18 protein-coding genes are annotated in these 19,233 nt (G+C 71.4%); 8 read left to right on the top strand and 10 right to left on the bottom strand.

Annotation, left to right across the window (positions count from 1 at the left end; all coding sequences use genetic code 11):
• Positions 1-36: 36 nt before the first annotated feature.
• Positions 37-225, bottom strand: a complete 189-nt coding sequence (locus ABZ471_RS16020) for a DUF5703 family protein (protein ID WP_014671721.1) — start codon at positions 223-225, stop codon at positions 37-39.
• A 47-nt stretch (positions 226-272) separates the two neighbouring features.
• On the opposite strand from ABZ471_RS16020, the gene ABZ471_RS16015 reads away from it, so the two are divergent.
• Positions 273-977 carry a hypothetical protein gene (locus ABZ471_RS16015; RefSeq protein ID WP_359066771.1) on the top strand — a complete coding sequence of 235 codons (705 nt, stop codon included), beginning with the start codon at positions 273-275 and terminating at the stop codon, positions 975-977.
• Positions 978-1,071: 94 nt separating this feature from the next.
• Here the strand turns inward: ABZ471_RS16015 and ABZ471_RS16010 are convergent, their stop codons facing one another.
• Together ABZ471_RS16010 and ABZ471_RS16005 are read right to left on the bottom strand one after the other, a co-directional pair.
• Positions 1,072-3,228 carry a helix-hairpin-helix domain-containing protein gene (locus ABZ471_RS16010; RefSeq protein ID WP_359066769.1) on the bottom strand — a complete coding sequence of 719 codons (2,157 nt, stop codon included), beginning with the start codon at positions 3,226-3,228 and terminating at the stop codon, positions 1,072-1,074.
• Positions 3,225-4,208: an aldo/keto reductase gene (locus tag ABZ471_RS16005; protein WP_359066767.1), complete on the bottom strand. Its 984-nt coding sequence runs from the start codon at positions 4,206-4,208 to the stop codon at positions 3,225-3,227. The genes ABZ471_RS16010 and ABZ471_RS16005 overlap by 4 nt, the downstream gene beginning before the upstream one ends.
• A 172-nt stretch (positions 4,209-4,380) precedes the next feature.
• Here ABZ471_RS16005 and ABZ471_RS16000 point away from each other — a divergent pair, with 172 nt between their 5' ends.
• Entirely contained in the window at positions 4,381-5,436 is a 1,056-nt protein-coding gene (locus ABZ471_RS16000; protein ID WP_359066765.1) for an LLM class F420-dependent oxidoreductase, read from the top strand.
• Positions 5,437-5,639: 203 nt separating this feature from the next.
• Complete coding sequence (locus ABZ471_RS15995) at positions 5,640-6,428, top strand: ferritin-like domain-containing protein (protein WP_359066763.1); 789 nt, start codon at positions 5,640-5,642, stop codon at positions 6,426-6,428.
• Positions 6,429-6,435: 7 nt separating this feature from the next.
• Here ABZ471_RS15995 and corA read toward each other — a convergent pair whose 3' ends face one another.
• Complete coding sequence (gene corA / locus ABZ471_RS15990) at positions 6,436-7,431, bottom strand: magnesium/cobalt transporter CorA (protein WP_359066761.1); 996 nt, start codon at positions 7,429-7,431, stop codon at positions 6,436-6,438.
• Positions 7,432-7,493: 62 nt separating this feature from the next.
• Here corA and ABZ471_RS15985 point away from each other — a divergent pair, with 62 nt between their 5' ends.
• From ABZ471_RS15985 to mshC, 4 genes are all read left to right on the top strand, one after another.
• Entirely contained in the window at positions 7,494-8,180 is a 687-nt protein-coding gene (locus ABZ471_RS15985) for a histidine phosphatase family protein (RefSeq protein ID WP_359066759.1), read from the top strand.
• A gap of 91 nt (positions 8,181-8,271) precedes the next feature.
• Complete coding sequence (locus ABZ471_RS15980) at positions 8,272-8,862, top strand: DUF3090 domain-containing protein (protein WP_359066757.1); 591 nt, start codon at positions 8,272-8,274, stop codon at positions 8,860-8,862.
• Positions 8,826-9,656, top strand: coding sequence for an SCO1664 family protein (locus ABZ471_RS15975; protein WP_359066755.1), 831 nt, complete (start codon positions 8,826-8,828; stop codon positions 9,654-9,656). Before ABZ471_RS15980 ends, ABZ471_RS15975 begins: the two co-directional genes overlap by 37 nt.
• Before the next feature lie 93 nt (positions 9,657-9,749).
• Positions 9,750-10,979 carry a cysteine--1-D-myo-inosityl 2-amino-2-deoxy-alpha-D-glucopyranoside ligase gene (gene mshC / locus ABZ471_RS15970; protein WP_359066753.1) on the top strand — a complete coding sequence of 410 codons (1,230 nt, stop codon included), beginning with the start codon at positions 9,750-9,752 and terminating at the stop codon, positions 10,977-10,979.
• Positions 10,980-11,036: 57 nt separating this feature from the next.
• On the opposite strand, the gene ABZ471_RS15965 is transcribed toward mshC, so the two are convergent.
• The 6 genes from ABZ471_RS15965 to ABZ471_RS15940 all read right to left on the bottom strand — a co-directional run bounded on the left by ABZ471_RS15965 (position 11,037) and on the right by ABZ471_RS15940 (position 18,338).
• The gene (locus ABZ471_RS15965) at positions 11,037-12,074 is read right to left on the bottom strand and encodes a PAC2 family protein (RefSeq protein ID WP_359066750.1); all 1,038 of its coding nucleotides are present in this window, start codon (positions 12,072-12,074) and stop codon (positions 11,037-11,039) included.
• Between the two features lie 164 nt (positions 12,075-12,238).
• Entirely contained in the window at positions 12,239-12,910 is a 672-nt protein-coding gene (locus tag ABZ471_RS15960) for a FadR/GntR family transcriptional regulator (RefSeq protein ID WP_359066748.1), read from the bottom strand.
• Between the two features lie 230 nt (positions 12,911-13,140).
• On the bottom strand, positions 13,141-14,757 hold the full coding sequence (locus tag ABZ471_RS15955; RefSeq protein ID WP_359066745.1) for a glycerol-3-phosphate dehydrogenase/oxidase: 1,617 nt from the start codon (positions 14,755-14,757) through the stop codon (positions 13,141-13,143).
• A gap of 47 nt (positions 14,758-14,804) precedes the next feature.
• The gene (gene glpK, locus ABZ471_RS15950; RefSeq protein WP_359066743.1) at positions 14,805-16,343 is read right to left on the bottom strand and encodes a glycerol kinase GlpK; all 1,539 of its coding nucleotides are present in this window, start codon (positions 16,341-16,343) and stop codon (positions 14,805-14,807) included.
• Positions 16,344-16,412: 69 nt separating this feature from the next.
• Entirely contained in the window at positions 16,413-17,207 is a 795-nt protein-coding gene (locus ABZ471_RS15945) for an MIP/aquaporin family protein (protein WP_359066740.1), read from the bottom strand.
• A 366-nt stretch (positions 17,208-17,573) separates the two neighbouring features.
• A complete protein-coding gene (locus ABZ471_RS15940) occupies positions 17,574-18,338 on the bottom strand; it encodes an IclR family transcriptional regulator (RefSeq protein WP_359066738.1) in 765 nt (254 codons plus the stop codon).
• A gap of 334 nt (positions 18,339-18,672) precedes the next feature.
• Between ABZ471_RS15940 and ABZ471_RS15935 the strand changes: the two genes are divergently transcribed.
• A partial coding sequence (locus tag ABZ471_RS15935) for a homocysteine S-methyltransferase family protein (RefSeq protein WP_359066736.1) occupies positions 18,673-19,233 on the top strand: 561 nt, incomplete at its 3' end.

Below are 19,233 nucleotides of genomic sequence, written 5' to 3'. Positions count from 1 at the left end.
GAGACGGCGGGGCCCGCTCCGTTCATGCGTCCCGTGTCACCACGTGGCCCGCACCTGGCGGATGATCCGTCGGCGCAACCGCACCCTGCGGCTGCCGTCGCGCAGCAGGCTCAGTCGGTCCAACTCCCAGTGTCCGTACTCGGCATGGTCGGTCAGCAGACGTGTCGCCTCCTTGCGGGACACCCCGCGCGGTACGTACACGTCGACAAATTCGTATTCCGGCATCGCATCTATTGTGCGGGCTGGTGCCCGGTACGGATAGCGTCTGCACTATGTCTGATGCTGCGCAGCCCACCGCTGCCGAGGTACGCGCCGCCGCCGAGGCAATCAAGACCGCGCTCGATCGCCACCTGGCGGCGGTCGAACTCCGGTCGGGGGAGGACGACCCGGCCGTCTACGAGGCGTTCAACCAGCTGGCCGCGGCCGCCGAGGCGTACGACGAGCTGCTCTACGACCGCTACGACGAGGTCACGCCCTTCGAGATCCCCGGCGCGGACGACTCGCTGCCGCCGTACGCGGGCCCCGAGGAACCGAACGCCGTCAGCGTGCTGATCCGCCGCGACTACGCCGTGGCGGAACCCCAGCGGTTGCTGGCGCAGGCCCAGCGGGTCGAGGCGGTGGAGCACGAGGACGGCGGAGGCGCGGGCGAGGATGCCGCCGCCACGGTCCACGGGGCGCTGGGCATCCTGTTCGGCGAGTTCGAACCTGACGAGATCGCCTCTCGGCACAAGGAGTTCGGCCTGGAGGAGGGCGACTCCACGCTCTGGGTCACGGCCGCGGACGAGCCGGCCGAGCCCGGCGAGTGGCTGGAGGCACCGTTCGAGCAGGCCGACCCGCAGCGGGTGGTGTGCCGGTTCGACGTCAGCGCGGTCTTCGACGAGGACGACGAGGACGACGAGGCCGACGAGATCGATGAGGACGGTCTCGACACGCTCGACGAGGACGACGATCTGGAGCCCCTGGACGCCGAGAGATGAGACGGGGCGGCGGTGCCGTGGGGCCTGAGGCCGGTACGGCACCGCCGGATTCCGCGACGGGCGCTCATCGCCGCGACGGAAGGAAATGAGCGGATCAGCCCGCTGACGTGACCTGCGTGCGCAGCAGCGTCGGCAGACGCGTCGTGCGGGGCTTGGCCAGGACCTCCGCCACCGCCTTGGGCAGCGCCTGTTCCACACCGTGCACCACCGACAGATGGCGCTCAGCCCGCCCGAACGCCGTGTACACCCAGGGCCTGCTGAGCGTCTGCGCGGCGTCGCCGGGCAGCACCACCACCGCGGCCGGCCAGCGGCCGCCCACCGCCTGGTGCGCGGTCAGCGCCCAGCCGTGCCGTACACACTGCTCCACCCGCTCCCGCGGTACGACGACGCGTGCGCCCGCGCACTCCAGGTGCAGCCCGTCGGTGCCGGCGTTCACCACCCGGCCCGGCACCGTACGGCCCGGGGCGGGGGAGTAGGCGATCCGGTCGCCGGGGTCGAAGCCGCCGAAGCGGCCGGGGCCCGGGTTGAGGCGCTCCTTCAGGGCGGAGTTGAGGGCCCGGGTGCCGGCGGCGCCGCCGTGGCCCGGGGTGATCACGACCGTCTGCTCGGGCGGGACACCGATCGCCCGCGGCACCGAGTCCGCGACCAACTGCACGGTCCGGTGCACGGCCTCGCCCGCGTCCCGCACCGGCACGATGACGACCTCCTTGCCGGGCGCCTCGACCTGGTTCAGCTCGCCGATGCCGATGCCGGAGACCAGCTCGCCGAGCGGGCCGGGGTCGGGAGTGCGGGAGGCGATCTGCGGGCAGGCGCGGGCCGCGAGCAGATCGGCGAAGACCCGCCCGGGTCCGGCCGACCACAGCACCGCGGGGTCACCGCTGAGCACCAGCCGGGCGCCGTCGGGCAGCGACTCCACCAGCATCGCGGCGCTCTCCACGTCGAGTTGGGGCGCGTCCAGGACGATCAGCAGGTCGAGGTCAAGGGCGCCCTCGGCATCCCTGCCGGGGCCCTCGGCGCCGGAGAGCAGCCCGGCCACCGTGCCCGCGGCCGGCTCCGCTTCCTCCTCGCCCAGCAGCGCGGCGACGCGACGGCCTCCGTCGGGGGTGTGGCAGACGGCGAAGGCCCGCAGGCCGGCAGCGCGGGCGGCGCCGAGCAGGGCGGCCGGTTCGGCGCGGGCCGCCTCGGCGCCGGTGTGCAGCACCAGGCCGTGCCCGGCGATCGCGCCGGCCAGCTCGGCGGCACCGCCTGCCGTGCCCGCCGCGACCGCCTCCCAGGAGTCGGCGGCCTCCTTGGACAGCGAGTTGACGAGGCGGGCCAGACCGTCGGCGAGGCTCTCCTCGGCGAGTGCGTACTGCTCCAGGCCGACGAGGACGCGCACGGGGCGCTCCTCCCCCTCGCCCTCCTCGGCGTCGGCGGTGTCCTGCGGCGCGGGAGCCCCGGGTTCGTCCAGGGCGTCCTGGAAGACCAGCGCCTCGCCCTCGGCGAGCGTGCTCTGCACGGCCGCGTCCGGGTCGGGCACGCCTCGCTGGGCCAGGGCCGTGGTGAGCGCCGGCAGTTCCAGCGCGGTGTGCCCGGCCAGCGCCGCCTGCTCCAGCAGCCAGACGGTCACCGCGCGGCCCCGGCGTTCGTCGTCCGGGCCGCAGTCCGCGCCGAGCAGGGCCCGGGCGAAGCCGTCGGCCTGCTCCGGCCGCACACCGCCGATCCGGAGCAGCTGCCAGGGGTCCTCCCGGAGCACGGTGTCGGCGCCCTCGCCGAGGGCGGCCGCCGCCTGGGGCGCGAGCGACTCGGGTGCGCCGCCCTCGCCCAGCACACGGCGCACGGCCTCGACGGCCTCCGCCGTGAGGGCGCCGGGCGCGGCGGTGGCCGGGACGGGCTGCGGCCGGCGCTCGGGCTCCGGGGTGAGGCGGAGCGGGGCGGGCTCGGGCTCGGCGACCACCGTGGCGACGGGCTTGGCACCGCTCTCCACCGCCCGGACCGCGGCGAGCAGGTCGGCCGCCTTGCCGCTCAGCCCGGCGCCGCTCTCGACGGGCCCCTGCTTCTCGGCCTTGCGCCGCTCGATCCGCTCCCGCTCGACACGCTGCGCGGCCAGCTCGGCCTCCGCCTCGGACTTCTCGGGCACGGCTGCACCGTCGGCGGTCCCGGCACCGGCGGGCTCACGGCTGTCGGCAGCCGCCGTGTCCTGCTCGGGGGTCTCCGGGTGCTCCGGGGTGCCCGGCCCGGTTTCCGCCGTGGTCTCCGGCTCCGTGCTCACAGCGTGCTCCAGTCGTGATCGGGATAGCGGTGCAGGGGCGCCGACACGTCGTCGAGCGCCCGGCAGATCTCGTCAGGAAGACTAAGCGCCTCCACTGACAATGCGGCCGTGAGCTGCTGCGCGTTGCGTGCGCCGACGATCGGGGCGGCCACCCCGGGCCGGTCCCGGACCCAGGCGAGGGCCACCTGGAGCGGGGTGACCGCGAGCCCGTCGGCGGCCGTCGTCACCGCGTCGACGATCCGGGTCGCCGTGTCGTCCAGGTACGGCTCGACGAAGGGCGCGAGGTGCTCGGAGGCGCCACGCGAATCCGGGGGAGTGGTGTGGCGGTACTTGCCGGTCAGCACTCCGCGGCCCAGCGGGGAGGAGGGCAGCAGACCGACGCCCAGGTCGAGCGCGGCGGGCAGCACCTCACGCTCGACGCCCCGCTGGAGCAGCGAGTACTCCAGTTGCGTGCTGGCCAGCCGGGTGCGGGTGCCCGGCGCGGCGAGCTGCCAGGTGGCCGCCTTGGCGAGCTGCCAGCCGCAGAAGTTGGAGACTCCCGCGTACCGGGCGCGGCCGCTGCTCACCGCCAGGTCGAGGGCCTGGAGCGTCTCCTCCAGCGGGGTGTCGGGGTCGAAGGCGTGGATGTGCCACACGTCGACGTGGTCGGTGCCGAGCCGGGCCAGGGAGGCGTCCAGGGCGGCGAGCAGATGGCCGCGGGAGCCGTCGAAGCGGCGGTCGGGGTCGGGGACGCTGCCCGCCTTGGTGGAGATCACCAGGTCCCGGCGCGGCACCAGGCCCTCTATGAGCCGTCCGAGCAGATACTCCGCCTCCCCGTCGCCGTACACGTCCGCGGTGTCGACGAGTGTTCCGCCGGCCTCCCAGAACGCCTTCAGCATGTCCGCTGCGTCGTGCTCGTCGGTGTCCCGGCCCCAGGTGAGGGTGCCGAGTCCGATCCGGGACACGCGCAGGCCTGTGCGGCCGAGATGCCTCTGCTCCATGTGCGCGAGATTACTGGCCAGAACTGGTGACGTGGGTTGCCTGTGGATAACTTGATTTCACAGGAAGGGACCGGGCTGCCGACCTCCGTCCCGGCCATGCTCTGCCCGTCGGCCCGGGCCCGCGCTAAGGTCTCCGCCAAGGGACGTTACTCATGGGTAAGGGGATTCGGTCATGCAGCTCGGGATCAACCTCGGCTACTGGGGCGCCGGGATGGACGCGGACAATCTCGCCGTGGCACAGGAGGCCGAGCGACTGGGGTACTCCGTGTGCTGGGCCGCCGAGGCGTACGGCTCCGACGCGGCCACGGTGCTCAGCTGGGTAGCCGCGCAGACCGAACGCATCGACGTCGGCTCGGCCATCTTCCAGATTCCGGCCCGGCAGCCGGCGATGACCGCCATGACGGCGGCGACGCTCGACTCGCTCTCCAAGGGCCGCTTCCGGCTCGGCCTCGGCGTCTCCGGGCCGCAGGTCTCCGAGGGCTGGTACGGCGTCAAGTTCGACAAGCCGCTGGCACGCACGCGCGAGTACGTGGAGATCGTGCGGAAGGCGATGACGCGCGAGCGTCTGTCGTACGAGGGCGAGCACTGGACGCTGCCGCTGCCCGGCGGTCCGGGCAAGCCGATCAAGCTGACCGTGCACCCGCAGCGCGAGCACATCCCGCTGTACATCGCCGCCATCGGCCCGAAGAACCTGGAGCAGACCGGCGAGATCGCCGACGGGGCGCTGCTGATCTTCCCGTCCGCCGAGCACCTCGAGGACACCACCCTCACGTACCTGCGCGCGGGCCGGGAGAAGGCGGGCAAGACCCTCGACGGGTTCGACATCTGCCCGACGCTGCCGCTCGCCGTAGGCGACGACAAGGACGTGGCCCGGCTGGCCGACACCTTCCGCCCCTACACCGCCCTGTACGTGGGCGGCATGGGCAGCTTCAAGCAGAACTTCTACAACCAGCTCGCCCGGCGCATGGGATACGAGAAGGAGGCCGCCGAGATCCAGGAGAAGTACCTGTCCGGCGACAAGCAGGGCGCCGCTGCCGCGGTCCCGCAGGACCTCATCGACCGGACCACGCTGCTCGGTTCGGTGGACCGCATCGCCGACCGGATGAAGGCCTACGCCGCTGCCGGGGTCACCACCCTCAGCCTCGCCCCCGCCGGTTTCACCCTCGACGAGCGGCTCGCCTCCCTGCGGGCCGGTACCGAGGCCCTGGAGCGCGCAGGGCTCGCCTAGCGGCGGAGGGATTTTCAGCGGCCGTGGTGGGGGCTCGGGGGTCTTCCCCGCCACGGCCGTCACGGGGAACAACGCGCCGGGCGCCGCGCGGTTACGACCCCGGCGCTCCGCCTTTCGGCCGAGTCGGCCCGCACAGCTGTTGCGGCTCCTCTCTGTCCGCATTTGACTCGTTCTTTGCGGAACCCTGTAGAGAGGTGTCTTCCATGCTGTCGGCCAAGAGTCTGTTCCTGGAGATCCTCGACAACGACGAGTCCTTCCGGCTCTTCTGCTCCATCGCCGCCAGCGGGGAGTCCCAGGGCGGCTGGGAGAACGGCCGGATCGCCGCGCTGGTACCGCAGAGCGAACGTGCGCTGGCCCCCAAGATCGCCCGCCACGGCGCCGACGAGGACAAGCACGGCCGCATCTTCAACGCCCTGATGAAGAAGCGCGGCCTCGCCCCGGTTCGCGTCCCGCCCGAGACCGACTACACGATGCTCCTGGAGCGCGCGGGCATCGGTCTCGCACACGACAAGCTCAGGCGGGACGAGCCGCTCACCGTGCGGGACATCATCGTCTACCTCTCTCACAGCCGGGTAACCGAACAGCGCGCCGCCGACCAGATGGTGATGCTCCGCAGGTACTTCGCCGCCGATCCCGACGTCGGCAAGGCCGTACGGATGATCTCGCGCGACGAGGACAACCACCTCGCCTACACCCACGAGGAACTCCTGCGCTTCGCCGCCGCCGGGCACGGCCGGCTCATCCAGCGCACCCTGCACGACTGCGCGCTCACCGAGATCCGGATCCACCGGGACGTCAGCCTCGCGGTCATGGCCCACATGGGCCGCATCCTCGGCTGGCACGCGGCCAGGTCGGCCCTCCTCCTGGTCGGTATCCACGCCGTGTACGCCTACGAGCGCCTCGGCGGCTGGCGCCGCATGGTGACCCTGCGCATGCCCGAGCGCCGCAACGCCCTCGGCGGACCCGCCACCCCCGCCCCCGAGTTCGCCTGAGCCCCGCTCACAGCCAGCCGCGCCGCTTGAACGTCTGGTACAGCAGCACCTCCAGGGCTGCCAGCACCAGGATCACCGCCGGGTAGGACCACAGCCAGTGCAGCTCGGGCATGTGGTCGAAGTTCATGCCGTAGATGCCCGCGATCATCGTGGGGACCGCGGCCATCGCCGCCCAGGCCGAGATCTTCCGCATGTCGTTGTTCTGGCGCACGCTCATCTGCGCCAGATGCGCCGACAGGATGTCCGACACCAGCCGGTCCAGGCCCTCCACGGACTCGTTCACGCGCGCGAGGTGGTCATTCACGTCCCGGAAGAACGGCCGCGCCTTCTCGTGCACGAAGGGCACCCCGATGCCGAGCTGGCCGGTACCCGCCAGCCGGGTCAGCGGCACCGCCAGTGGCACGGTGGCCCGCCGGAACTCCAGGATCTGCCGCTTGAAGGTGTAGATCCGGGAGGCGGTGTGGCGGGTGCCGCCGCGGTCCGGCTGGAACACCTCGGCCTCCAGTTCCTCCAGGTCCGTCTGCAGCTCCGTCGCCACATCCAGGTAGTGGTCGACGGTGGCGTCGGCGATCGCGTACAGCACCGCGGTGGGGCCCTTGGCCAGCATCTCCGGGTCCTCCTCCAGTCGGTGCCGTACGGCGGCGAGCGGCGAGCCCTCGCCGTGCCGGACGGTCACGACGAAGCCTTCGCCGATGAAGGCCATGACCTCGCCGGCCGAGACGGCGTCGCTCCGGGGCTCGTACACCACCGGCTTGAGGACCATGAACAGCGAGTCGTCGTACACCTCCAGCTTGGGCCGCTGGTGCGCCTTCAGGGCGTCCTCGACCGCCAGCGGATGCAGCGCGAACTCATGGGTGACCAGGTCGAACTCCCGCTCCGACGGCTCGTACAGCCCGATCCACACGAACCCGCCCGCCGCCCGGGCCTCGTCGAGGGCGTCGGACAGGTCCTCCGGGCCCTCGAAGCGGTGCCCGTCCCGGTACACGGCGCAGTCCACGATCACGGAGCGCATTCTCCCCTCGCCCGCCCGCCGACGCATGTCGTGATGCGCTTACGCTGGGCGGCATGCCCACGCTGATCCTCGTCAGGCACGGACGGTCGACCGCCAACACTTCGGGTGTGCTCGCCGGGTGGACGCCAGGCGTCGCCCTGGACGAGCGGGGGGCCGCACAGGCCGCCGCGCTGCCCGGCCGCCTCGAGGGGCTGCCCATCTCGGAGGTCGTCGCAAGCCCCCTGCAGCGCTGCCAGGAGACCGTACGGCCGCTCCTCGACGCCCGTCCCGGGCTGCGCGCCCACACCGACGAACGCATCGGGGAGTGCCACTACGGCGACTGGTCGGGTCGCAAGCTCGCCGAGCTGAAGGACGAGCCGCTGATGGAGGTCGTCCAGGCGCACCCGTCGGCCGCCGCCTTCCCCGGCGGCGAGTCCATGCGGGCCATGCAGACCCGCGCCGCCGAGGCCGTACGCGAGTGGAACGCGCGCGTGGAGCGCGACCACGGCGCCGACGCCGTCTACCTCATGTGCTCGCACGGCGACATCATCAAGTCGCTCGTCGCGGACGCCCTCGGACTTCACCTCGACCTCTTCCAGCGGATCTCCGTGGAACCGTGTTCCGTCACCGTGATCCGTTACACCCGACTCAGGCCGTTTCTCGTTCGCCTCGGCGACACCGGCGATTTCGCCTCTCTTGCCCCGCGTGAAGAACCTCCGGACGAAGACGCACCGGTCGGTGGCGGTGCGGGCGCACCGTGATCGTTCGCCGCAGTAGGGTGAAGCGATCCGCACAGTCGCCCTCCCGCTCGGCCCGCACTGCCGTAACTCTCGAATCCAATGGAGACAGGACGTGTCCCGTCAGGTGTTCCTCTACGATCCGCCGGACCGCTTCGTGGCCGGCACGGTCGGGCTGCCCGGACGCCGTACGTTCTTCCTCCAGGCCACCGCAGGCCCCCGGGTGACCAGCGTGGCTCTGGAGAAGACCCAGGTCGCCGCACTCGCCGAGCGCATGGACGAGCTGCTGGACGAGGTCGTACGGCGCAGTGGCGGCAGCGCAGCCGTCCCTGCCATGGCACCCACGGAGATCTCCGACAGCGCCCCGCTCGACACCCCCATCGAGGAGGAGTTCCGGGTCGGCACCATGGCCCTCGCCTGGGACGGCGAGGAGCAGCGCATGATCGTGGAGGCGCAGGCCCTCGTGGAGCTGGACGCCGACACCGAGGAGGACCTCGCCGAGGCCGAGGAGCGCCTGCTCCAGGACGAGGAGAACGGGCCCCCGATGCTGCGGGTCCGGCTGACCGGCGCGCAGGCCAGGGCCTTCGCCAGGCGTGCCCTGGACGTCGTCAACGCCGGGCGGCCGCCGTGCCCGCTGTGCAGCCTCCCGCTCGATCCGGAAGGACACGTATGTCCGCGCCAGAACGGATACCGCCGCGGAGCGTGACGGCCGACCCGAACGCCGCCGAGCTGCTCGCGCGCGGTGAGCTGTCCGTGCGCGGCCGGATCCGCGAGGCGTCCAATGCGGCGCTGTTCTGCACGATCGCGTACGACGGCCGCGAAGCCTCCTGTGTGTACAAGCCTGTGGCCGGGGAGCGTCCGCTGTGGGACTTTCCCGACGGCACCCTCGCCGGCCGCGAGGTGGCCGCCTACGAGGTCTCCGAGGCCACCGGCTGGGGGCTCGTGCCTCCGACCGTGCTGCGCGACGGCCCTTACGGCGAGGGCATGTGCCAGCTGTGGATCGACGTCAGCGCCGAGTCCGAGCTGCTCGCCCTGGTGGACGGCGAGGAGCCGGAACCCGGCTGGAAGGCGATCGGCTTCGCCGAGGTCGGCGAGGGGCGCACCGCGCTGCTCGTGCACGCCGACGACGAGCGGCTGCGCCGGCTCGCCGTCCTGGACGCCGTGATCAACAACGCCGACCGGAAGGGCGGCCACCTGCTGCCCACCACGGACGGCCGGCTCTACGGCATCGACCACGGGGTCACCTTCAACGTCGAGGACAAGCTGCGCACGCTGCTGTGGGGCTGGGCCGGGGAACCCCTCGCCCCGGACGCCGTCGAGGTGCTCAAAGGGCTGAGGAAGACCCTTGCCGAGGGCGGGGAGCTGGCCGTGCGGCTGGGCGGACTGATCACCTCGGCCGAGATCGACGCCACGCGCGCGCGGGTCGACGCGCTGCTCGCCTCCGGACGGCATCCGGAGCCGGGCGGGGAGTGGCCGGCGATCCCGTGGCCACCGGTGTGAGCACATCGGAGGCCGAGATACAAGAACGCACAACCGGCCATCCAGCTTGATCCCGTTCGTATGCGCAGCTCGTGGCCGGTTAGGCTCATGTACATGCATGCCTGGCCCGCTTCCGAGGTCCCCGCCCTGCCTGGTCAGGGCCGCGACCTGAGGATCCACGACACCGCGACCGGCGGTCTGGTGGCCCTCGACCCCGGTCCTGTCGCCCGTATCTACGTCTGCGGCATCACGCCGTACGACGCGACCCACATGGGTCACGCGGCGACCTACAACGCGTTCGACCTCGTGCAGCGCGTGTGGCTCGACACCAAGCGGCAGGTTCACTACGTCCAGAACGTCACCGACGTCGACGATCCGCTGCTGCAGCGCGCGGAGCGGGACGGCATCGACTGGGTCGCCCTCGCCGAGAAGGAGACGGCTCTCTTCCGCGAGGACATGACCGCCCTGCGGATGCTCCCGCCGCAGCACTACATAGGCGCCGTCGAGGCGATACCCGGCATCGTCCCGCTCGTGGAGCGGCTGCGCGACCTCGGCGCGGCCTACGAGCTGGAGGGCGACATCTACTTCTCCGTCGAGTCCGACCCGCACTTCGGCCAGGTCTCGAACCTCGACGCGGCCGCGATGCGGCTGCTGTCCGCCGAGCGGGGCGGTGACCCGGACCGTCCGGGCAAGAAGAACCCGGTCGACCCGATGCTGTGGATGGCCGCCCGCGAGGGCGAGCCCAGCTGGGACGGCGGCTCGCTCGGCCGTGGCCGGCCCGGCTGGCACATCGAGTGCGTGGCCATTGCCCTGGACCACCTCGGCATGGGCTTCGACGTCCAGGGCGGTGGTTCCGACCTGGCCTTCCCGCACCACGAGATGGGCGCCTCGCACGCCCAGGTGCTCACCGGCGAGTTCCCCATGGCCAAGGCGTACGTGCACGCCGGCATGGTCGCCCTGCACGGCGAGAAGATGTCCAAGTCCAAGGGCAACCTCGTCTTCGTCTCCAAGCTGCGCCGGGACGGCGTCGACCCGGCCGCCGTCCGGCTGTCCCTGCTCGCCCACCACTACCGCGCCGACTGGGAGTGGACCGACCAGGTGCTCCAGGACGCGGTCGACCGCCTCGGCCGCTGGCGCGCGGCCGTCTCCCGGCCCGACGGCCCGTCCGCCGACGCGCTCGTGGAGGAGATCCGCGAGGCGCTGGCCCAGGACCTGGACGCGCCCGCCGCACTGGCCGCGGTGGACCGCTGGGCGGCCCGCCAGGAGGCGGAGGGCGGCACCGACATCGGCGCGCCCGGTCTCGTGAACCGGGCGGTGGACGCGCTGCTCGGCGTGGCGCTGTAGCCGAAGGCACGAACAAGGGGCGGTTCCCACCAGGGAACCGCCCCTTGCTGCGTCTTCTCAGTCCTCCGAGGTGTCCTCGTCGCCGGCCTCGGAGGAATCCTCCCCGGGACCCTCTGCGGAGCCCTCCGAGAGGCCTTCCGCGGGCCCGGAGGCTCCCGGCCTGGGCGGCTTCGGCGGCCGGTTCCTGCCGCCAGGGCCGTCCCGCAGGTACGAGGCGTCCCCGCCGTCCGCCGTGGCGTGCCCGCCCGGCGGGCTCACGTCCCGGCGCCGCAGATACCGCTCGAACTCGCGCGCGATCGCCTCACCGGAGGCCTCCGGCAGCTCGGCGGTGTCCCGGGCCTCCTCCAGCGTCTGGACGTACTCCGCGACCTCGCTGTCCTCGGCCGCCAGCTGGTCCACGCCCACCTGCCAGGCGCGCGCGTCCTCGGGCAGCTCGCCCTGCGGGACGCGCAGGTCGAGCAGGTCCTCCAGGCGGTTCAGCAGCGCCAGCGTGGCCTTCGGGTTGGGCGGCTGGGAGACGTAGTGCGGGACGGCCGCCCACAGCGACACCGCCGGGACGCCCGCGTGCGTGCACGCCTCCTGCAGGACGCCGACGATGCCCGTCGGGCCCTCGTACTTGGTCTCCTCCAGGTCCATGCTCTGGGCCAGGTCCGGGTCGGAGGTGACCCCGCTGACCGGCACCGGACGCGTGTGCGGGGTGTCACCCAGCAGGGCGCCCAGGATGACCACCAGCTCCACGCCCAGCTCGTGTGCGAAGCCGAGCAACTCGTTGCAGAACGAGCGCCAGCGCATGGACGGTTCGATGCCGCGGACCAGCACCAGGTCGCGCGGCTTCTCGCCGCCGACCCGGACCACCGACAACCTTGTCGTCGGCCACGTGATCTTTCTTACTCCGCCGTCCATGAACACCGTGGGGCGGTTCACCTGGAAGTCGTAGTAGTCCTCGGCGTCGAGCGCCGCGAACACCTCGCCCTTCCACTCGCGTTCCAGATGCGCGACCGCCGTGGAGGCGGCGTCGCCGGCATCGTTCCAGCCCTCGAACGCGGCCACCATGACTGGGTCGATCAGCTCGGGAACCCCCTCCAGCTCGATCACCCAGTGCCTCCTTCCGACGTGCCCTCGCCTGACGTCCCAACCTTACGGCGTCCGGCTGGGGCGTCCGCAGCCCCCTGGGCCGGGGGATGCACGGATCACTGCCCCGTTCGCCACCGAGGAACACCCTCCGTCCAGACGGAGCCCGCCCCTCGCACACGGGCACTTCACAGCGTGCTGCGCAGCCACTGCTCCACGCTCGCGATGTGCACGGTGGCCCAGGAGCGGGCCGCCTCCGCGTCCCGGTCGCGCAGCGCGGCGAGGATCGCCCGGTGCTCGCGCAGGGTGCGGACGACCGCGTCCTCCTGGGTGAGCCCCCGCCAGATCCGGGCCCGCGTGGTCGGTCCCGACAGGCCGTCCAGCAGCGAGCACAGCACCGAGTTGCCCGCGCTCTGCACGATGCCCCGGTGGAACTCCAGGTCGCAGGCGACCAGTTCCTCCACCGAGGGCGCGGCTCCGAGCGCGTCCAACTGGGCCGACAGCGCGTCCAGTTGCTGCTCGCTGATCCGGGCGGCCGCCAGCGCCGTCGCGGCCGGTTCCAGGATCCGGCGCACCGCCAGGAACTCCAGCACGGTGTCGTCGCGGTGGAAGTCCACGACGAAGCTCATCGCCTCCAGCAGCAACTGCGGATCGAGGCTGGTGACATACGTGCCGTCGCCCTGCCGCACATCCAGGATCCGGATCAGCGACAGGGCGCGTACGGCCTCCCGCAGGGAGTTGCGGGACAGGCCCAGCTCGGCGGCGAGTTCGCTCTCCTTCGGCAGCCGGTCGCCCGGGCGGAGGGCACCGGAGACGATCATGTCCTTGATCTTCTCGATCGCCTCGTCGGTGACTGCCATGACCGGCCCTCCCTGTCGCCCGCACTGCGCTGAGACATCGGATGTCTCAGCCACATTATGCGGGCACGACATGGTGCGGACATCAGCCGTCACCGACAAGCGGGACGCACGAGAGGGGCGGCCCCATCGGCGTGGGGCCGCCCCTCTCGCACGGTCCGGCCCCGGTGCGGATGGGGCCGTCCCTCAACGCCGGCGACCCCGGTCGGGGGGAGTAGGGGCCGGCAGCGGGTCTACTTCTTGTCGAGCACGCCCTGGACCTTGTCGCGCACCTCGTCCGTGGCCAGGCCCCGGATGGTCAGCGTCGTCCGACGGCGCAGCACGTCGTCCACCGTCTCGGCCCACTCGTGGTCGCGGGCCCAGACGACCTGCGCCCAGATCTCCGGGGCGTCGGGGTGGACGCGCTCGGCCAGCTCCGGGCTCTCGTTCGCGATGCGGGCGATGTCGAAGGCCAGCGAACCGTAGTGGGTGGCCAGGTGCTTGGCCGTGTCGGCGGCCATGCGCGGGCCCGGTGCCGGGTGGTCCACCAGGAGGCGGTGGGCGACCGCGCGCGGGTTGGCGACGCCGGGCAGCGGCAGCTTCTTCGGCAGCGAGGAGATCGGCTCGAAGTCGTCACCGAGCGGGTGGCCCGGCAGCTCCTCCAGCTTCTGCATCACGGTACGGCCGATGTGCCGGAAGGTGGTCCACTTGCCGCCCGCGATGGACAGCATGCCGCCCCGGCCCTCGGTGACGACGGTCTCGCGCTTGGCCTTGGCCGTGTCACCGGGGCCGCCCGGCAGCACGCGCAGGCCGGCGAAGGCGTAGGTGATCAGGTCGCGGTGGAGCTGCTGGTCCCGGACGGAGAACGCGGCCTCGTCCAGGATCTGGGCTATGTCCTTCTCGTTGACCGCGACGTCCGCCGGGTCGCCCTCGTACTCCTCGTCGGTGGTGCCGAGCAGCAGCATGTCCTCCCAGGGGAGGGCGAAGGTGATCCGGTACTTGTCGATGGGGGTCGCCAGCGCGGCCTTCCACGGGGCGGTGCGCTTCAGTACCAGGTGCGCGCCCTTGGACAGGCGGATGGACGGCGCCGCGTTCGGGTCCTCCAACCGGCGCAGGTGGTCGACCCAGGGGCCGGTCGCGTTCAGGACGAGACGGGCGTTGACGCCGAACTCGTCGCCGGACGTCCGGTCCTTCAGGTCGGCACCCGTCACCCGGCCCTTGGTGAAGCGCAGGCCGGTGACCTCGGCGTGGTTGAGGACGACCGCGCCCGCCTCGACGGCCGCACGGACCGTCATCAGCGCCATGCGTGCGTCGTTCATCTGGTCGTCGCCGTACACGGCCACGGCCTTGAGGTTCTCGGTGCGCAGCTCGGGCACGTCCTGCGCGGCCTTCGCGGGGCTGAGCAGGTGGCCGACGCCGTCACCGAACGCGGAGAGCGCGGAGTAGGCGAAGACGCCCGCGCCGAGCTTCGCCGCGCCGTGCGGCCCGCCCTTGTACACGGGGAGGTAGAAGGTGAGCGGGTTCGCCAGGTGGGGGGCCACCTGGCGGGAGACCGCACGGCGCTCGAAGTGGTTCTCCGCCACCAGCTTCACCGCGCCGGTCTGCAGGTAGCGCAGACCGCCGTGGAGCAGCTTGGAGGAGGCGGAGGAGGTGGCGCCGGCGAAGTCGCCGGCGTCGACCAGCGCCACCCTGAGCCCGGACTGCGCGGCGTGCCAGGCGGTGGAGATGCCCAGGATGCCGCCGCCGATCACAAGAAGGTCGTACGACGCCTTGGAGAGCTGCTCCCTGGTCTCGGCCCGGCTCGGGTTGGAGCCGGAGGACGGGTGCGTCCCCAGGGCAGGCACGGACTTCAGGGTGGACTGACTGGTCATGTCGGGTACTTACTCCTCGTCAGAGCTGTCTGAGCGGTACGGGCCGCTCAGTCCTCGTCCTCGATCCAGCCCATGGTCCGGTCGACGGCCTTGAGCCAGTTCTTGTACTCACGGTCGCGGGTGTCCGCGTCCATGTTCGGGGTCCACTCCGCGGCCCGGCGCCAGTTGGCGCGCAGTTCGTCGGTGCTGGACCAGAAGCCGACGGCGAGACCGGCGGCGTAGGCGGCGCCGAGGCAGGTGGTCTCGGCGACCATCGGGCGCACCACCGGTGCGTCCAGGACATCCGAGAGGGTCTGCATCAGCAGGTTGTTGGAGGTCATGCCGCCGTCGACCTTCAGGGCCACCAGCTCGTCGCCGGAGTCCTTGACCATGGCGTCGGCGATTTCCCGCGTCTGCCAGGCGGTCGCCTCCAGAACGGCGCGCGCGAGGTGCGCCTTGGTGACGTACCGGGTCAGACCGGCGATCACACCGCGGGCGTCGGAGCGCCAGTGCGGGGCGAACAGGCCGGAGAAGGCCGGTACGAAGTAGGCACCGCCGTTGTCCTCGACCGAGAGCGCGAGCGTCTCGATCTCGGCGGCGGTCGAGATCAGGCCCATCTGGTCGCGCATCCACTGCACCAGCGAGCCGGTGACAGCGATCGAGCCCTCCAGCGCGAAGACCGTCGGCTGGTCACCGATCTTGTAGCCGACCGTGGTCAGCAGGCCCGCGTAGGAGTTGATGATCTTGTCACCGGTGTTCATCACCATGAAGGTGCCGGTGCCGTAGGTGGACTTGGTCTCGCCCTCGGAGAAACAGGTCTGGCCGAACAGGGCCGCCTGCTGGTCGCCGAGCGCGGAGGCGACCGGGATGCCGCCGAGCACGTCGCCCAGCTTGCCGCCGGTGACCTCGCCGTAGACCTCGGCGGAGGACCGGATCTCGGGCAGGATCTGCAGCGGCACGCCGATCGACTCGGCGATCTTCTCGTCCCACTGCATCGTGTGCAGGTTCATGAGAAGGGTGCGGGAGGCGTTGGTGACGTCGGTGACGTGCTTGCCGCCGTTGACACCGCCGGTCAGGTTCCAGATGACCCAGGTGTCCATGGTGCCGAAGAGGATGTCGCCCGCCTCGGCGCGCTCACGCAGGCCCTCGACGTTGTCGAGCAGCCAGCGGGCCTTGGGCCCGGAGAAGTAGGACGCCAGCGGCAGGCCGGTCTCGCGGCGGAAGCGGTCCTGGCCGACGTTGCGGCCGAGCTCCCTGCAGAGCCCGTCGGTGCGGGTGTCCTGCCAGACAAGGGCGTTGTGGACGGGCTCACCGGTGTTCTTGTCCCACAGCACGGTGGTCTCGCGCTGGTTGGTGATGCCGATGGCCTTGATGTCGTCGCGGGTGATGCCGGCCTTCTGGATGGCCCCGGCGACGACCTCCTGGACGTTGGTCCAGATCTCGTTGGCGTTGTGCTCGACCCAGCCCGGCTTCGGGAAGATCTGCTCGTGCTCCTTCTGGTCGACGGAGACGATACGGCCGTCCCGGTCGAAGACGATGCAGCGCGAGGAGGTCGTGCCCTGGTCGATGGCCGCGATGAACGGGCCTGCGGTGTGGGCGTCGGTCACTGTGTGCTCCTGAAAGATCCGTGGTGATGGGGCTGTACGTACGGCGCGTGCTCGAAGACTCGGTGCTTCCTAAGCGAAGGCGACGTTGTAGATGCCTGCAGCGATCGCGCCGCCGATCAGCGGACCGACCACCGGGATCCAGGCGTAGCTCCAGTCGGAGCCGCCCTTGTTGGGCAGCGGCAGCAGGGCGTGCACGATGCGCGGACCCAGGTCACGGGCCGGGTTGATCGCGTAGCCCGTGGGGCCGCCGAGCGAGAGACCGATGGAGACGACGACCAGTGAGGTGATGAGGGCGCCCAGGGTGCCCAGGCCGTTGCCCTTGTCGTTCAGGCCCTGCGTGAGGACGGCGAGCACCAGCACCACGGTGCCGATGATCTCGGTGAGGAGGTTCTGCACCACGTTCCGGATCTCCGGACCGGTGGAGAAGACGCCCAGGACCGGGCCGGCGCCCTTCTCCTGGGCCTCGACGGCCTTGGCCGCCGTGGCCTGCGCGCCCGGACCGCCGACGATCTCCTTGTCGGTGAGGTGCGCGTGGAACTGGCCGTAGTAGGCGACCCAGACCAGGGCCGCGCCGATCATGGCGCCGAGCAGCTGGCCGCCCCAGTACGTGGGGAGGTTGCTGAAGTCCTTGTCCTTGATCGCGAGCGCGAGCGTCACGGCCGGGTTCAGGTGGGCGCCGGAGAGCGGCGCCGAGGTGTAGACGGCCGTCAGTACGGCGAAGCCCCACCCGAAGGTGATGGCGAGCCAACCGGCGTTACGGGCCTTGGAGGCCTTCAGTGTGACGGCGGCGCAGACGCCGCCACCGAGCAGGATGAGTATGGCGGTACCGATGGTCTCGCCGATGAAGATGTCGGAGCTGGACACCCGCGACTCCTTTGTCCTTCGTCCAGGGAAGCCGAACCCCGGGTCCCGCCGGGGGTTCTGGCGCCCTCGGGGGTGAGAGCGATTCCGGTCCTTGGCGTTGTCACACTCTAGCGCGTATTGCCGGTAGGTGTTCGACAATGCCGACCGATGGACGGGAGTCTTGCTTCGGCGTTACGCATGCGTCAAGGGTTCTGTTATCGAAAACAGGATCGTTACTGATCGCCGTTGGATATCGCTCTTCGTGTGCTGACGTACCGTGTCGCCCGTTATGTCCATTTCAGGGTAGGGCGAGAACCGGAACGCCGCTTCGCGTCCCGGTCGTCCTCCGGTGGGTCACCTGCTGGTCAGCGGCGGATCGGCCGCCGCTCAGAAACGTCCCGCGCCCAGATCGCGGGAGACTGCGCGGGCGCAGTCCCGCACCGCCGCGATCAGTTCGGGGCGCACTTCGCCGTCCCGGCCGAGCCGTTCCACGGCGCCCGTGATGCCGACCGCGCCCACGGGCATGCGGCGCCGGTCGTGGATGGGGGCTGCGACCGAGGCCACGCCCTCCCAGGTCTCCTCCACGTCCGCCGCGTACCCACGCGCGCGCGTGATGTCGAGGAGCTGCTCGAACTCCTCCTGGCCGCACACCGTGCGGTCCGTGAAGGGTTTGCGGTCGGCCTCCAGGGCCTCGCTGTGCGCCACCGGGTCGTACGCCGACAGCACCTTGCCCAGGGCCGTGGAGTGCAGCGGCTGCATGGCCCCTATCTCCAGCACCTGCCGGCTGTCGTCGGGCCGGAAGACGTGGTGCACGATCAGGACGCCCTGCTGGTGCAGGACGCCCAGGTATACGCTCTCCCCGCTGGAGCGGGCCAGGTCGTCGGCCCACACCAGGGCCCGCGCCCGCAGCTCGTGCACATCCAGGTAGGTGGTGCCGAGACGCAGCAGTTCGGCGCCCAGCTGGTAGCGGCCGGAGGCATCGTCCTGTTCGACGAACCCCTCCTGCTGGAGGGTGCGCAGGATGCCGTGGGCCGTGCCCTTGGCGAGACCCAGCGACGAGGCGATGTCCGACAGGCCGAGCCGTCGCTCGCCGCCCGCGAGCAGCCGCAGCATCGCGGCCGCCCGTTCGAGCGACTGGATGTTCCGTGCCATCGCCGTCCTGCCTCCGTCCTCTTCGAATGTCGGCAGTCGTCGGCGGGTACTGCCGGCCCTGCCAGGTACTGCCGTACACCATCGTCAACAGCGTTCGGCAATGTCGAACACTACCGGTCGACGTCGACCTCTCGCTAATAATCGGTCGACACCTGTTACATCTCCGGTGACCTGCGCGTGGCGGCTCGGCCATCCGGGTCGGCGGCTCGAGTCCGCCTCGTGGACGCCTCTGCCCATCCAAGCTCACTCCCGGTTACTCTGACGCCGTGCCCTTGACCGGCCCCGCCGGGCAAGACGCATAGCCGACAGCCGTCGCATCCCAGGGAGCCCCTTCATGGCCTCGTTGCCAACGACCCCTTCCGCCGACAGCCGGACCCGTGTGTCCGCGCTCCGAGAGGCGCTCGCCACCCGTGTGGTGGTCGCCGACGGAGCGATGGGCACCATGCTCCAGGCACAGGACCCGACGCTCGAGGACTTCGAGAATCTCGAGGGCTGCAACGAGATTCTCAACCTCACTCGCCCCGACATCGTCCGCTCCGTCCACGAGGCGTACTTCGCCGTGGGCGTCGACTGCGTCGAGACCAACACCTTCGGGGCCAACCACTCCGCGCTCGGCGAGTACGACATCGCCGACCGCGTCCACGAACTGTCGGAGGCGGGCGCCCGTGTGGCCCGCGAGGTCGCCGACGGGTTCACCGCCGAGGACGGTCGCCCCCGCTGGGTGCTGGGTTCCATGGGCCCCGGCACCAAGCTGCCCACCCTCGGCCACGCCCCCTACACCACCCTGCGCGACGCCTACCAGCGCAACGCCGAGGGCCTGGTCACCGGCGGCTCCGACGCGCTGCTCGTGGAGACCACCCAGGACCTGCTGCAGACCAAGGCCGCCGTCCTCGGC

Origin of the sequence: Streptomyces sp. NPDC005728 (assembly GCF_040630895.1) — a bacterium.
GTDB lineage: Bacteria > Actinomycetota > Actinomycetes > Streptomycetales > Streptomycetaceae > Streptomyces.
Note: the sequence above shows the minus strand (reverse complement) of the source record. Positions and strands in the feature narration are given on the sequence as shown.